Genomic DNA, 14,074 nt, shown 5'->3' with positions numbered 1-14,074 from the left:
TCCCCCGTATTACTGGACGGTGTCCAATAATAGCCGCGAGCCTACACTGGTGCCGTGCAGAACGCGGCGGGACGGCCCGGCAGGCCGAAGGCGATCTCGCGCGAGATGCTCGCGGAGGCCGCCTGCGAGCTCTTCCTCGAGCGGGGCTTCGACGACACCTCGGTCGCGGACATCGCCCGTCGGGCCGGGATCGCGCGGTCGAGCTTCTTCAACTACGCCCCCTCCAAGTCCTCGCTGTTGTGGGCGGGGCTGGACGAGCGGATCGACGCGCTCGCGGCGGACCTCGGCGCCGGGGCGGATCCGGCGGCGGCCGTGGTGGGCATGGCCGACGGCTTCGCACCGGACGCCCTCGCGCTCGCGTATGCGAACGTCGCGGCGATGGGCATCGAGGCGGAGCTGGAGCGAGAATCCGCGCTTCGTCTGGTGCGCATGGGCCGTCTCGTCGCCGAGGCGCTGCGGCGCCGTGGGGAGGGAGAGCTGGCCGCCGACGTGGCAGGGGCCGCATACGGCGCAGCGGTCATCGCGTCCATACGGCACTGGTCGCGGATCGGGCCGGGCGCGCGCCCGCTCATCGCGGTGCTCCGCGAGGCCCTGGCGGCCGTGCCCGGCGCCCGGGCCGGCCAGCCCTGACGGGATCGCGTCGAGGGGGAACGACCGTACCCCGGGCGGTCCTCCACCCGGGGCACGGTGCATCGGTGCGGGCTCAGCCGAGGGCGACGGCCATCTCGTTAGGAGCCTCGTCGAGTTGGGTCGACGCGACGACCTCTCCCGTGGTCAGGTCGACGGCGTGAACGCTGTTCGCCGCCGGCTCGGTGACATACGCGATGTCGCCGTTCACGACGATGGCGGGGTGCGGGTCCTGCCACTCGGCGGGGCCCTCCCACCGCTCGATCACGGGGAACTCGTCCACGAGCTCGCCCGTGGCGGGGTCGAGCACGTGAATCGATCCGTCGGTCGCGAGGATGTACGCCCGGTCCTCCGGGCCACGGGCCACGTCGCGGAAGGTGTACTCGATCGGCAGCTCGACGACCTCGTAGGTCTCGGCGGCCGTGTCGATGAGCGTCACCGCGTGCAGGAGGTAGCCCTCGGCATCGGGGTCGTCCTTGTAGTCGCCCACCACGATGGGGCTGCTCTCCGACACGTATGCGTTGCCCATGCGACCGTACTCGGCCGGTGCCTGCAGCTTCACGAACTCGCCGTCCTTGTAGAGCAGCGCGCCGTTCTCGCAGCCGAACACCACCACCTCGTCCTGGGCCGTGCCCTCGCCGTGGATCCCCGGGCACTGGTCGGAGACCGCCAGCTCGTCCCAATGGTCCTCGTGCGGCTCCAGCGCCATCGCCCCCGTGCGTCCGTCGGCGTCGCCGACCGTCGTGAGCAGCGTGCCGTCCTCCAGCACGATCGAGACCCCGTGATGGGCCGCCTCGGCGCGGTGGGTCTGGGTCTCGGGCAGCTCGCCCTTCGCGTCGGCAAGGGCGTGGGTCTCGAAGATGGTCGTCTCGCTCGTGCCGTCGGCATACAACACGGTCTTGCCGCCGTGCCGCACGACGTGGCCGGCCGTATCCGCCTCGAAGACGAGGTCCGTCAGCTCGGGGGCGGCGGTATCGAGCACCTGGAAGCCCTCCGACGTGGTCACGAGCACGTGGCGCCCGTCGCCGGCGGCGTTGAGCCGCGTGAACTCCTCGGTCTCGAACTCGCCCACGATCTCGAGGGTCTCCGGATCGAGCACGGCCAGCCCGTTCTCGAAGGCCACGGCCAGGCGGCCCTCGACCGCCGGGGTCTCGGGCGCCTGGGCCTCGGCGTCGGCAGAACCCGGCGAGGTCGCGCAGCCCGCCAGGAGCAGCCCTGCGGCGCCGAGCGCGGTCGCCGCTGCGAGCAGCCGGTGGTGTCGTCGTCTCATGGTGTTTCCCTTCATTCGGCCCCTCATCGGGAGAGGCCCTCGGTGATGCGTGCGCTGTTGGTGCGCATCATGGACAGGTACGTGTCGGCGCCTCCGCCCGCGGCGGTGAGCGACTCGGTGAACAGCTCCGTCACCTGCACGTCGATCCCGGCCTCCTCGGCGAGCACCTGCATGAGGCGATCCGGCTGCGAGGACTCGGCGAAGATGGTCCGCACCCCCGCGGCGCGGATCGCGTCGGTGAGCCCGCGCAGGTCGCTCGCGCTCGGGGCAGCGAGCGTCGTGCCGCCCGGGATGACCGCGCCGACGATCTCGAAGCCGAACCGCTCGGCGAGGTAACCGAACACGTGATGGTTGGTGACGAGCTGTCGCCGCTCGGCGGGGACCTCCGCGAACGCGGCGGACATCTCCTCGTCGAGCGCGACGAGGTCCGCGCGGTATGCCGCGACGTCGGCCTCGAGCCGCTCCGGGTCGAGGCCGTCCAGCGCGGCGAGCTCCGCCTCCAGCGCATCGACGACCGCGAGCATCTGCGCGGGGTCCGTCCAGAAGTGCGGATCGTCCGCACCGCCGGCCTCCTCGCTCGCATAGGCGAGGACCTCCACGTGGTCACCGGCCACGAACGTCGTCACGCCCTCGGCCGCCGCCCGGTCGAGGTGCTGCTGCAGGCCCTCCTCAAGTCCGAGCCCGTTGGAGACGAGCAGGTCGGCATCGCTCATCGCCGCCGCCTCCTGGGCCGAGATCTCGAAGGAGTGCGGGTCGGCGTTGGGGCGCATGAGGACGGTCACGTCGGCCCGCGAACCGGCGAGGTTGCTCACCACGTCGCCGAGGATGTTCGTCGTCACCACGATGTCGGGACGGTCGTCCCCCGTCGGCGCGCCGGCACATCCGGCGAGGGCCGCACCCGCGAGGGCGACGAGGGCGAGGCGCGTGGCGCGAATCATCGACCCACCTCCACGGCGAAGGCGCCGACGGGAATCTCGAACGTCCGCGCCACACGCGCTCCGTCGGCGTAGGCGATCTCCGAGACGATGCCGTCGGTGGGGGAGGTGACGTACGCCCGTTCCGCATCGACCGTGAGGTGCGCGGCTCTCGGGGAGCCGGCGTCGAGAGGCGCCCCGGCGACGACGGGTTCGGTCAGCGCCAGCTCGGCACCCGTCTCGTCGAGCACACGCAGCCGCCCTTCGGTGTCGAGCACGACGAGGTGGCCCGCCTCGTCGTCCGCGGTGGAGGCGGCGACGAGACGCGTCGCGGTGGGCACGAGCGACCAGGAGCGCTCGCGCGTGTCGAGGAGCCACACACCGGCGTCGCCTGCGAGGCCGGCCACGGTGGGGCGCCCCTCGCGGTTGGCGAAGGACGTGGCCGCGGGGGCGGTGGCGCCCGCGGGGTACGGGATGCGCTCGAAGAGGGGCGAACCGCCCTCGCCGGTGACGAGGAGCGCCCCATCGGTGCAGCCGATGACGAGCCCCACGCGCGTCGTGATGGCGCCGGCCGCATCGAGGCACTCGGCGGTCTCGCCCGGCGCGCCGTCGGAGGAGTGGTGCCGCACGGCGGTGACGCGGCCGGAGTCGTCGGGCACCGTGACGACGCCCCCGTCGCCCAGCGGCGCGACCAGTCCGCGGTGCGGCGCCAGCTCGAGGCGGAACGATTCGCGCACCTCGCCGCGGGCCAGCGCTTCGACATCGAGCAGCACGGCCTCGCCGGTCTCGGGGAAGAACACCCCGGCAGAGCCGGTGGTGGACGAGTTGCTCGTGACGATGACCGCTTCGCCCGAGCCCGGAACGGTCCCCAGCACCGAGGGTGTGCCGCGGTAGTAGTGGAAGTGGTCGACGTGGTCCCACGTCCACATGCCGCTGTCGACGATCTCGACGCCGGCCTCGGTGGTCGCGAACGCGTATCGCCCATCGGTGACGACATTGGTGGGCGTCCCGATCGACCCGATATCGCGCCGCTCCTCGCTGAGCAGATCGATCGACCCCACCGCGCCGTTCGGCGCGACGGTGACGAGGTGCAGCTGCGGTTCGGCGACCTCTGCGGCGCCCTCGACGGCGCCGTGTCCGTCGGATGCGGCGGCCTCGGACGGCGCTGCGGAGGGTGATTCGGACGGGGCGGCACAACCGGCCAGCAGGCCGGCGGCGAGGACGAGCGAGACGGGGACGCGGAGGCGGGGATGTGGCATGGAACTCTTCCGGTTGCGGGTGTGTCAGGAGGAGGCGGACGCCGCCGGCGAGGGCCGGGATGCATGGGAGGCGTCGCGCGAGGCGGCCCGATCCCACACGGCGCGGGCGAGTCCGCTCGCGACGGCGATGGCGATGGAGGATGCGGCGATGCTCGCGCCCGCCGCCGTGCCGGCGTGCCAGGAGACGAGCAGCCCGGCGACGACCGCGAGCATGGCGAGGGCCGCCCCGACCGCCATGCGCACCGGGATGCGTCGCGTCCAGGGCCCCGCCGCGATCGCGGGTGCGAGCAGCAGTCCCACCACGAGAAGCGATCCGACGGCCTGATACGACGCGACGACCGCGAGTGTGACGAGCCCGACGAGTGCCACCTGTGCGCGCAGAGGGCGCAGTCCGAGCACATGCGCGACGCGGGCGTCGAAGGCGGCGGCGACGAAGGCGCGGTGGCCGACCGTGGTCACGGTGAGCGTGACGACGAGGGCGATGGCGATCGTCGCAAGCTCGGGGCCGCGGATGGCCAGCACGTCGCCGAAGAGCATGGTGGTCGCGTCGGTGGCGAAGCTGCGCGAGTGCGACACGATGATCACGCCGAGCGACAGCATCCCGACGAACAGCAGCCCGATCGTGGAGTCGAACGACAATCGACCGCGCCGCTGGAGGGCGCCGATCGCCGCGCTCATGGCGATCGCGCTCGCCGCCGCGCCGGCGAGCGGGGGAGCGCCCAGCACGGTCGCGAGCGCGACGCCCGGCAGCATGCCGTGGCCGATCGCCTCGCCGAGGAACGCCATCCCGCGGATGACGACCCACGTGCCGACGACGGCGCAGATGGCCGCGACCATGGCGCCGCCCAGCAGGGCGCGCTGCATGAAGTCCACGGCGAAGGGTTCGACGATCCACGACATGATCACCGACCGTACCGAGAGTGAGAACGATTATCAAAAACGGGTAGAGTGGTCGGCGTGTCCGTCCTCTCCACACGCCCCGGCCCCGCTCGGCCGCTCCGCGACCCCCGGCTGCGCGCCCGGGATGTCTGCTTCGCCTACGACGGCGCGGATGTCGTCCATGCCGTTTCCGTCGAGCTGGCGCCGGGGACCGTGACGGCGCTGTGTGGCGAGAACGGCTCGGGCAAGTCCACGCTCGTCGAGCTGCTCGCGGGCGTGAAGCGTCCGCGCGCGGGCACGATCGTGCGGGGCGGTTCGCTCGCGCTGGTCGTGCAGCGACCCGACGTACCCGATGCGCTGCCGCTGACCGTCGACGACGTCGTGCGCATGGGCACGTGGGGCTCGCCGCGGCGTTCGCGGGCGCGTCGTCGCCGCGACGTCGCGGCGGCCATCGCGCGCGTCGGCCTGGCCGGGATGGAGCACCGCCGCCTCGTGGAGCTCTCGGGCGGGCAACGCCAGCGCGCGCTGCTGGCGCAGGGGCTGGCGCGCGGCGCCGACATCCTGATTCTGGACGAACCCGCCGCCGGCCTCGACGCGGCCAGCCGCGACCGCGTGCGGGTCGCCCTCGCCGACGAGGCGGAGAGGGGAGTGGCGGTGTTGTGCGTCACGCACGACGACGACGCGATCGACGCGGCCGACCGGGTGATCCGGCTCGAGAACGGAATGATCGTCACGGACGGTGTGCAGGCGGCCCTCGCGTAAACTCGTAGCACCATGGCTGCATTCGGCGATCTCTCCTCGCGTCTGACCGAGACGTTCCGCAATCTCCGCACGAAGGGCAAGCTGTCGGCGGCGGACGTCGACGGCACCGTCCGCGAGATCCGGCGCGCCCTGCTCGACGCGGACGTGGCCCTCGAGGTCGTCAAGGCCTTCACGGCGAGGGTGCGCGAGCGCGCCCTCGGCGATGAGGTGAACCGCGCGCTGAATCCCGCGCAGCAGGTCGTCCAGATCGTCAACGAGGAGCTCATCGGCATCCTCGGCGGAGAGCAGCGCCGGCTGGAGTTCGCCAAGACCCCGCCGACCGTCATCATGCTCGCGGGTCTGCAGGGATCGGGTAAGACGACGTTCGCCGGCAAGCTCGCCAAGATGCTGGAGAAGGACGGCCACACGCCGCTCCTGATCGCCGCCGACCTGCAGCGCCCCAACGCGGTGAACCAGCTGCAGGTGGTCGCCGAGCGCGCCGGCGCCGCGATCTACGCACCCGAGCCGGGCAACGGCGTGGGCGACCCGGTGCGCGTCGCGCGCGACGGCGTCGCGTTCGCCACCCAGAAGCTTCACGACGTCGTCATCATCGACACCGCCGGCCGCCTCGGCGTCGACGCGGAGCTCATGAAGCAGGCCTCCGACATCCGCAAGGCCACGAACCCGGACGAGGTGCTGTTCGTCATCGATGCGATGACGGGTCAGGACGCCGTGAACACGGCGCGCGCCTTCCAGGAGGGTGTGGGCTTCACGGGCGTGGTGCTGTCCAAGCTCGACGGCGACACGCGCGGCGGTGCCGCGCTGTCGGTCGCGTCGGTCACCGGTCGGCCCATCATCTTCGCGTCCACGGGCGAGGGACTCGACGACGTCGAGCCCTTCCACCCCGATCGCATGGCGAGCCGCATCCTCGACCTCGGTGACATCCTCACCCTCATCGAGCAGGCCCAGCAGGCCTTCGACGAGGAGGAGGCCAAGAAGGTCGCCGAGAAGCTCGCGAAGGAGGCCTTCACGCTGGAGGACTTCCTCGAGCAGATGCAGCAGCTCAAGAAGATGGGCTCGATGAAGAAGATGCTCGGGATGCTCCCGGGCATGGGCCAGATGAAGCAGCAGCTCGAGGACTTCGACGAGCGCGAGATCGACCGCACCGAGGCGATCATCCGCTCCATGACACCGGCCGAGCGGCAGAACACGAAGATCCTGAACGGCTCGCGTCGTGCCCGCATCGCGCGCGGCTCGGGTGTGACGGTCACCGACGTGAACCAGCTTGTGAACCGGTTCGAGCAGGCGGCAAAGATGATGAAGACCGTCGCACGCGGCGGCACGCCGAACATTCCGGGCATGGGCGCCATGCCGGGCATGGGTCGCCCCGGTGCGAGTGCGAAGCGCGGCAAGCAGGCCAAGAAGAAGGGCGGGTCGCGTTCGGGCAACCCGGCCAAGCGCGCCGCGGAGAACGCCGGCCTCTCGACCCAGCAGCAGCCGAGCGGATCGGGCTTCGGGCTGGGCGCCGGCGCCCCTCAGCCGACCGAGGCCGACCTCGCGGAGATTCAGAAGCTCTTCGGCCGCCGCTGACACCGGGCGCCTTCCGCGGGCATAATCGCGGCGTGGGCATCGGAACGGCGGCGTGCGTGCCGACGGCCTGCCCGGCCGTCGGCTGGATCAACGAGCTGACCGTCGAGGTGCGTGGCGATGTCACGCGCGTGGCGGAGCTCGTCGCGTGCGTGGATGACGAATGCGCCCCGGCGGAGGCCCGCTCGGGCGACGTGTGGGTCTTTCCCGTGGGCATGAGTTCGCCCGACCGGATCACCGTTCGCCTGCTCGATGCCGAGGGAGTCGTCCTGGCGCAGGAAGACACCACCCCGCGGTGGATGCGCGTGGGCGGGTCCGAGGAGTGCGGCGGTCCGCACGAGGCGACCGTCGCCGTGGATCTGCACGGGCTCTGACACCGGCGGGCATGGCGAAGGGCCCGGAGCCACGGGGCTCCGGGCCCTTCGCGATCAGGCCGGGATCAGTAGGTCATGACGAGCGAGTTCGACACGGAGACGATCGACACGACGACGGCGTTGAGGATGCCGGCGATGTACGGGTTGTTCGTCTCGCGGTAGATCTTGCGCGTGACCACCGCCGTGAACGCGAGGATCACGATCACCGGGAACAGCCAGATGCTGTAGATGCCGCCGAAGCCGGGCACGAGATCGCCCGTCACCCAGAAGGTGAGGTACTGCAGCAGCACGAGCACGATCGGGCCGAGCGAGTTGAACAGCGCCAGCACGGCGGTGTTCACCCACTCCTTGCCGGCGAGCGTGAAGCGGCTGAACACGTTGATCGACACCGAGTTGGCGACGAAGTAGATCAGGAACAGCGGCAGCAGGAACAGGCCGTACCAGATCTTGTCCTGCGGGAACACCTTCACGGCCAGCACCCAGAGTCGGAAGTCGGTCTTGAAGAAGTAGTCCGCGAGGAACACGAGCATGAACGTCGCCACGCTCGCGACGGCGGCCAGCCCGACGCTCTGCAGGAGGCGCTTCCACCCCGGCCAGATGCCGAGCTCGCGCGGGTTCTGCCCGGCCTTGCGACCGTACAGGAGGTACGACACGAGCATGATCGCGATCGCGGCCACGCCGTTGACCGCCGCCCAGACGGCGATGAAGAACACCGAACCCGTCGGAACGATGTTGGGCACGGCGTTGTGGACGATGCCCGTGAGCCACGACTGCTGGCTCAGCCAGACGTACGACAGCGCGGAGATCGCCGCCGAGACGACCAGGCCGCCCCAGAACCACGCGAGGCCCCTCGTGGTCGTCTTGGTGGCCGGCGCCGCCTCCTGTCGCAGCCCGGCGAAGGCGCGCGTGAACAGCAGCTCTCGCGTGAACACGACGAGGAACATGCCGAAGCCGATGAGGCCGAGCGCCGTGAACAGCTCCTTCCACTGCCACACCTGAGAGGTCGGCTCGATCGGGTTCGGCGCGCCGAGCGTGGTGTCGAAGAAGTCGACGACGTCGGCGGTCGTGTACTTCGACTGGGTGCTCCAGGGGTGCGTCTGCGCGGGGGTGCTGAGGAAGCGCACGGCCTCCTCGCCCTCGATCGTCTGCGTGTAGTACTCGTCGGGCACGCGCTCGTCGAGACCGGTGGGGTCCTCGCCGAAGTGCAGGAACGACTGGGCGTTGGGCGTGCCGGCGAACTCCCGGGGAGTGGTCGCGACCGTGCCGTCGGCGTTGTACGAGCGGAAGAAGAACTCGTCGTACTGGTCGGCGACGAGACCCACGTCGCGGGAGCCGTAGTTGTTCGTGTAGGCGCCCTCCTCGTCGGTGTAGAACGCCTCGTTGTCGACGAGCATGACGGAGGAGATGAGCTGCTCGTCCGCCTCGTTGTCGAGCTGGACCGAGAAGTTCGCGGCGCGCGCGCCGTTGGAGTGGCCGGTGACGCCGATGCGGTCGACGTCGACGTAGGGCAGGTCGGCCAGCAGCTTCACCGCGTCGTACATGCCCGTGCCGCCCACCTGCAGCTCGTCGGCGGGAAGCGGGTCGGAGTTGCCGTGACCGTACATGTCGATCGAGAGCACCACGAAGCCGCGGCGGGCCAGCTCGACGTAGTTGGCGGTCTGCATCTCGCGGTTGTTCCACCAGCCGTGGCTGACCACCACGGCGGGAGCGGGCTCATCGGCCGTCGCGTTCTCGGGGACGAACAGCAGCGCGTTCATGGCGCGACCGGAGCTCGTCTCCCAGGTCAGGTCCTTGACCTGGGTCGAGCCGGCGCCGGTCTGCACGATCGCGGCGCCGACGGCCGAGATCAGGCAGAGCACGAGCGACAGGATCACGAGCGCGCGGTTGCGCCGGCGTGACGTCGTTGTCATGGGAATGGGGGCTCCTTCATCGGGTGTAAGGGATGCGAGCGTCTGCGCTCGCGAAAACCCGCCCGCAGGTGCGGACGGGTTCACGACACGCGCGTCAGCGCGTGGCGTAGTCGGGGAGGCTCACGCCGTGCTCCTCGCGCAGCAGGGTCACCGTCTCGGCGAGCTCCTGCTCGCGCCGACCCTCGTCCCAGCCGAGGATCGGGGAGAGGGCGTCGGCGATGGCCGCGAGCGCGTCGAGGTCGGCGCGGCCGGTGAAGGCCAGCGACGTGCGGCGCAGGACGACGTCGGCCAGGTGCACCACGTGCTCCTCGCGCACCATCCAGTCCAGCTCGCGCGTCGACAGCTCGCCGTTCAGGAGCGTCTCGTCCGCGCCCGCGGCGAGGTGAGCCCACACATCCGCGGCCCGAGTGCCGTAGCGCTCGAAGAGCAGGCGCGTGCGGTCGCTCTCGCCGCCCAGGTTGCGGCGCAGCCAGACGGCCCGGTCTCCGAGGGTGCGGGGATAGTCGCGGCCGCCGCCGATCGGCAGCCCCGTCGTGCTTTGCCGACGGGGCGCGCCCAGTCGCTCGAGCACGCGCGTCGACAGCGTCTCGCCGAGCGCGCGGAAGGTGGTCCACTTCCCGCCGATCAGACTCAGCACGGGAACCCCGCCGAGCTCGCCGACCTCGATGCGGTAATCGCGCGAGATCTGTCCGGCGATCGTGGCGTCGCTCTTGGGGAGCGGGCGGATGCCGCTGAAGCGGTAGACGATCTGGTCGCGCGAGACGTGCACGTCGGGGAACACGTTGGCGATGAGGTCGAAGAAGTACGACACCTCCTCCTCCGTGCAGCGGACGGGCTCCCGAGGATCCGCCGGGATGTCGGTGGTGCCGACCATCGCCATCCCCTTGATGGGGTAGATCAGCACGATGCGGCCGTCCTCGTGCTCGAAGAAGATCTCGCGCCCGCCGGTCGCCTGCACAAGCTCGGGGTTGTCGAGCACGATGTGCGAGCCCTTCGTGCCGCCCATGTAGGTCGTCGCGTCGCCCAACGCCTCGTTGGTGACGTCCGTCCACGGTCCCGAGGCGTTCACGACGACGTCCGCCGCGACCGAGAACTCCTCGCCCGTGCCGTTGTCGCGCAGCACGACGGACCGCCCGTCACGCCCGACCGCCTCCACGTAGTTGAGCGCGCGGCCGCCCGCGCGCACGCCATCGCCCAGCACGTCGAGCGCCAGCCGCTCGGGATCGTGCATCGACGCGTCGTAGTAGGTGGCGGTGTACTTCACACCCGGGTTCAGGCGCGGCAGCTCACGCAGCGAGCGGGAGCGCCCCCGGAACGCGTGCCGCGGTGTCGCGCGCCCGGCATTGGCGAACAGGTCGTACATGACGAGCCCGACCTTGATGATCAGCGCACCGCGCTCGGACGGCTTGCCGGAGCGGTTGAAGAGGAACTTCATCGGCGCGTTCAGCAGGCCCGAGAAGAACGAGTAGATGGGGATCGTGGTCTTGAGCGGCTTGACGTAGTGCGGCGCCGTGGCGAGCAGGCCGTTGCGCTCCTGCACCGACTCGTGCACGAGCCGGAACTCGCCGTTCTCGAGGTAGCGGATGCCGCCGTGGATCATGTGGCTCGATGCCGCGGAAGCGCCCGAGGCGAAGTCGCCCCGCTCGACGAGGAGCACGTCGATGCCCTGCAGCGCGAGGTCACGGAAGGTCGCGATGCCGTTGATGCCGCCGCCGATCACGAGCACCTGGGCGCGACCCGATTCGCGAATCGCGGAGATCGTCTCCTCGCGGCGGTGCGTGGCTGCAGGCGTGCTCATCGGGCTCCTTCTGCTCGGGGGAACGCGCGGCCATGATGCCGTGCTCAGGACTAGGCTGGGCGGGTCGGAGAGGATGCGCAAGGCGAGTGCACGAACGTGCAGATGGGTGCAGGAATGACGAACGCGATCGGGGCCGAACCGGGAATCGGCTCGCTCGCACACGCGAACGACCCCAAGCTCGTGCGCGCCCTCACGGCCGCCCAGCTGTACTACCTGCAGGACCTGACGATGGACGCGATCGCGCGCGAGCTGCACACCTCGCGTTCCTCGGTGTCGCGACTGATCAGCCACGCGCGTGAGACGGGGCTCGTCGACATCCGGATCCACTCGCCGCTCGAGAAGGGCGCGGCCATCGAGAAGCAGATCCGGGATCGCTTCGGCGTCGCCGCTCACGTCGTGCCCGTGGGGCCCGACGTGAGCGAGGTCGACCGGTTGGAGCGCGTGTCGATGACGGCCGCTCGCCTGATCTCTCAGTTCGTCGACTCCAACATGGCCATCGGTGTGGCGTGGGGTTCGACCATCGGAGCCATCAGCCGGCACCTGCCCGCGCGGGACACGCACGGCACGACCGTCGTACAGCTGAACGGGGCGGGGAACACCCAGACCTCGGGAATCGAGTACGCCAGCGAGATCCTGCTGCGGTTCGGCCAGGCCTTCAACGCCCGCGTGCAGCAGTTCCCCGTCCCGGCGTTCTTCGACGATCCCGCGACGAAACAGGCGATGTGGCGGGAACGCAGCACTCGACGGGTGCTCGGCATCCAGGACCGCATCGACATCGCGATCTTCGGCCTCGGCTCGCCGTTGGCCGAGGTGCCCAGCCGCGTGTACGTGGGCGGCTACCTCGAGCAGGCGGACTACCGCAGCCTGCGAGAGGACGGCGCGGTGGGCGACGTGGCGACGGTGTTCTTCCGCGCGGACGGGACGTGGAAGGACATCGCCATGAACGCGCGGGGCACGGGTCCGGGCATCGACCGGCTCCGGCGTGTGCCGCGTCGCGTGTGCGTCGTCTCGGGCACTCCCAAGCTGCCGGCGGTGCGGGGCGCGCTCGCGGCGCGCGTGATCACCGACCTCGTGCTCGACGAGGAGCTGGCCAGGCACCTCGTGGCCTGAACGCACGTTCGTGCACCGGCCGGTGGGTTCGCCCACGCTCCCCTCTAGCCTGGTGCCACGACCCGAACGAGGCAACGAAGGAGTACCGCCGTGTCGAACCCCCAGTACATCGTCGCGATCGACCAGGGCACCACGTCGACGAGGGCGATCGTGTTCGACCGGAGCGCGAAGGTCATCGCCATCGGCCAGACCGAGCATGAGCAGATCTTCCCTCGGCCCGGGTGGGTGGAGCACGACGCCCTCGAGATCTGGCGCAACACCCGCGAGGTGATCGGGCAGGCGCTCTCCAAGGCCGAGATCACCCGCCACGACGTGGCCGCGCTCGGGATCACCAACCAGCGCGAGACCGTGGTCGTGTGGGAGAAGGCCACCGGCCGACCCATCCACAACGCCATCGTCTGGCAGGACACGCGCACGCAGGACCGGATCGACGAGCTCGCGGCCGACGGCGGTCATGGGCGCTTCGCCGACATCACGGGTCTGCCCCTGAACGCCTACTTCTCGGCCTCGAAGCTTGCGTGGATCCTCGAGAACGTCGACGGTGCCCGCGAGCGCGCCGAGGCGGGGGAGCTGCTGTTCGGCACCATCGACACCTGGCTGCTGTGGAACCTCTCGGGGGGCGCAGCGGGCGGCGGCGTGCACGTCACCGACGTCACCAACGCCAGCCGCACCCTCCTCATGGACCTCCGGACGCTCGACTGGTCGGAGGAGATGCTCGCGGTCTTCCGGGTCCCCCGCGCGATGCTGCCGCAGATCCGCTCGTCCAGTGAGGTGTACGCCGCCGCCAACCCGCACAGCCTGCTGCGTGAGACGCCGATCGCCGGCATCCTGGGCGACCAGCAGGCCGCGACCTTCGGACAGGCGGCCTTCCGCCGCGGCACGTCGAAGAACTCCTACGGCACGGGCAACTTCGTGCTGTTCAACACCGGCGAGGAGATCGTGCGCTCCGAGCACGGGCTCATCACCACGGTCGCGTATCGACTGGGGGAGCAGGCCCCGGTGTATGCGCTCGAGGGATCCATCGCCGTCACCGGCTCGCTCGTGCAGTGGTTGCGCGATAACCTCGGCATCATCCGCAGTGCTCCCGAGGTCGAGACGCTCGCGCGCACCGTCGACGACAACGGCGACGTGCACATCGTGCCGGCCTTCTCCGGTCTGTTCGCACCGTACTGGCGGTCCGACGCGCGCGGCGTGATTACGGGCCTCACCCGCTTCGCCCACAAGGGACACTTCGCGCGGGCCGCGCTGGAGGCCGTGGCGTTCCAGTCCCGCGAGGTGATCGACGCGATGAACGCCGACGCGGGGGTGCCCCTCGCCGAGCTGCGCGTGGACGGCGGCATGGTGCACAACGAGCTGCTGATGCAGTTCCAGGCCGACATCCTCGGCGTGCCCGTGGTGAGGCCCGCCGTGTCGGAGACGACCTGTCTGGGCGCCGCGTTCGCGGCCGGCCTGGCGGTGGGCTTCTGGGACTCCGTCGAGGAGCTGGAATCGCTGTGGGCGGAGGATCGCCGTTGGGAGCCCGCAATGGACGAGCGCGAGCGCGAGCAGCGCCTGGCCCGGTGGAAGGAGGCGGTGGCCCGCACCCTCGACTGGGCGTGACGCGGC

Annotated in this window: 12 protein-coding genes; 6 read left to right on the top strand and 6 right to left on the bottom strand. The window is 70.6% G+C overall.

The window, feature by feature from the left end; genetic code table 11:
* Positions 1–54: 54 nt before the first annotated feature.
* The gene (locus N8N77_RS01950; protein ID WP_261164206.1) at positions 55–630 is read left to right on the top strand and encodes a TetR/AcrR family transcriptional regulator; all 576 of its coding nucleotides are present in this window, start codon (positions 55–57) and stop codon (positions 628–630) included.
* Between the two features lie 73 nt (positions 631–703).
* On the opposite strand, the gene aztD is transcribed toward N8N77_RS01950, so the two are convergent.
* The 4 genes from aztD to aztB are packed head-to-tail and all read right to left on the bottom strand — an operon-like array spanning position 704 to position 4,970.
* Positions 704–1,897, bottom strand: a complete 1,194-nt coding sequence (gene aztD / locus N8N77_RS01945) for a zinc metallochaperone AztD (RefSeq protein WP_261164204.1) — start codon at positions 1,895–1,897, stop codon at positions 704–706.
* Between the two features lie 23 nt (positions 1,898–1,920).
* A complete protein-coding gene (aztC, locus tag N8N77_RS01940) occupies positions 1,921–2,835 on the bottom strand; it encodes a zinc ABC transporter substrate-binding protein AztC (RefSeq protein WP_261164202.1) in 915 nt (304 codons plus the stop codon).
* Positions 2,832–4,070, bottom strand: coding sequence for an ABC transporter (locus tag N8N77_RS01935; protein WP_261164200.1), 1,239 nt, complete (start codon positions 4,068–4,070; stop codon positions 2,832–2,834). Before N8N77_RS01935 ends, aztC begins: the two co-directional genes overlap by 4 nt.
* A 24-nt stretch (positions 4,071–4,094) precedes the next feature.
* Positions 4,095–4,970, bottom strand: coding sequence for a zinc ABC transporter permease AztB (gene aztB / locus N8N77_RS01930; protein ID WP_261164199.1), 876 nt, complete (start codon positions 4,968–4,970; stop codon positions 4,095–4,097).
* 57 nt (positions 4,971–5,027) lie between these two features.
* On the opposite strand from aztB, the gene aztA reads away from it, so the two are divergent.
* Genes aztA through N8N77_RS01915 form a run of 3 tightly spaced genes read left to right on the top strand, consistent with a single transcriptional unit; the run spans position 5,028 to position 7,651 of the window.
* Positions 5,028–5,711, top strand: a complete 684-nt coding sequence (gene aztA / locus N8N77_RS01925) for a zinc ABC transporter ATP-binding protein AztA (protein WP_261164197.1) — start codon at positions 5,028–5,030, stop codon at positions 5,709–5,711.
* A gap of 12 nt (positions 5,712–5,723) precedes the next feature.
* Complete coding sequence (gene ffh, locus N8N77_RS01920) at positions 5,724–7,280, top strand: signal recognition particle protein (protein WP_261164195.1); 1,557 nt, start codon at positions 5,724–5,726, stop codon at positions 7,278–7,280.
* Between the two features lie 32 nt (positions 7,281–7,312).
* On the top strand, positions 7,313–7,651 hold the full coding sequence (locus tag N8N77_RS01915; RefSeq protein WP_261164193.1) for a hypothetical protein: 339 nt from the start codon (positions 7,313–7,315) through the stop codon (positions 7,649–7,651).
* Between the two features lie 65 nt (positions 7,652–7,716).
* Here the strand turns inward: N8N77_RS01915 and N8N77_RS01910 are convergent, their stop codons facing one another.
* Positions 7,717–9,561: a S9 family peptidase gene (locus N8N77_RS01910; RefSeq protein WP_261164191.1), complete on the bottom strand. Its 1,845-nt coding sequence runs from the start codon at positions 9,559–9,561 to the stop codon at positions 7,717–7,719.
* A gap of 94 nt (positions 9,562–9,655) precedes the next feature.
* Positions 9,656–11,359 carry a glycerol-3-phosphate dehydrogenase/oxidase gene (locus N8N77_RS01905; RefSeq protein ID WP_261164189.1) on the bottom strand — a complete coding sequence of 568 codons (1,704 nt, stop codon included), beginning with the start codon at positions 11,357–11,359 and terminating at the stop codon, positions 9,656–9,658.
* 114 nt (positions 11,360–11,473) lie between these two features.
* Here N8N77_RS01905 and N8N77_RS01900 point away from each other — a divergent pair, with 114 nt between their 5' ends.
* Both N8N77_RS01900 and glpK read left to right on the top strand, forming a co-directional pair.
* Positions 11,474–12,469, top strand: a complete 996-nt coding sequence (locus tag N8N77_RS01900; RefSeq protein WP_261164187.1) for a sugar-binding transcriptional regulator — start codon at positions 11,474–11,476, stop codon at positions 12,467–12,469.
* 90 nt (positions 12,470–12,559) lie between these two features.
* The gene (glpK, locus tag N8N77_RS01895) at positions 12,560–14,068 is read left to right on the top strand and encodes a glycerol kinase GlpK (RefSeq protein WP_261164186.1); all 1,509 of its coding nucleotides are present in this window, start codon (positions 12,560–12,562) and stop codon (positions 14,066–14,068) included.
* The last annotated feature ends 6 nt before the right edge of the window (positions 14,069–14,074 follow it).

The organism is Microbacterium sp. Marseille-Q6965, assembly GCF_946151065.1.
Taxonomy (GTDB): Bacteria; Actinomycetota; Actinomycetes; order Actinomycetales; family Microbacteriaceae; genus Microbacterium.
This window is presented reverse-complemented; position numbering and strand designations above follow the sequence as displayed.

Bases quoted from the DNA above. Each gene is read 5' to 3' on its own strand.
- N8N77_RS01900 (WP_261164187.1), top strand. From the start codon at position 11,474: ATGACGAACGCGATCGGGGCCGAACCGGGAATCGGCTCGCTCGCACAC.
- aztD (WP_261164204.1), bottom strand. From the start codon at position 1,897: ATGAGACGACGACACCACCGGCTGCTCGCAGCGGCGACCGCGCTCGGC.
- aztB (WP_261164199.1), bottom strand. From the start codon at position 4,970: ATGTCGTGGATCGTCGAACCCTTCGCCGTGGACTTCATGCAGCGCGCC.
- N8N77_RS01935 (WP_261164200.1), bottom strand. From the start codon at position 4,070: ATGCCACATCCCCGCCTCCGCGTCCCCGTCTCGCTCGTCCTCGCCGCC.
- N8N77_RS01905 (WP_261164189.1), bottom strand. From the start codon at position 11,359: ATGAGCACGCCTGCAGCCACGCACCGCCGCGAGGAGACGATCTCCGCG.
- ffh (WP_261164195.1), top strand. From the start codon at position 5,724: ATGGCTGCATTCGGCGATCTCTCCTCGCGTCTGACCGAGACGTTCCGC.
- aztC (WP_261164202.1), bottom strand. From the start codon at position 2,835: ATGATTCGCGCCACGCGCCTCGCCCTCGTCGCCCTCGCGGGTGCGGCC.
- N8N77_RS01910 (WP_261164191.1), bottom strand. From the start codon at position 9,561: ATGACAACGACGTCACGCCGGCGCAACCGCGCGCTCGTGATCCTGTCG.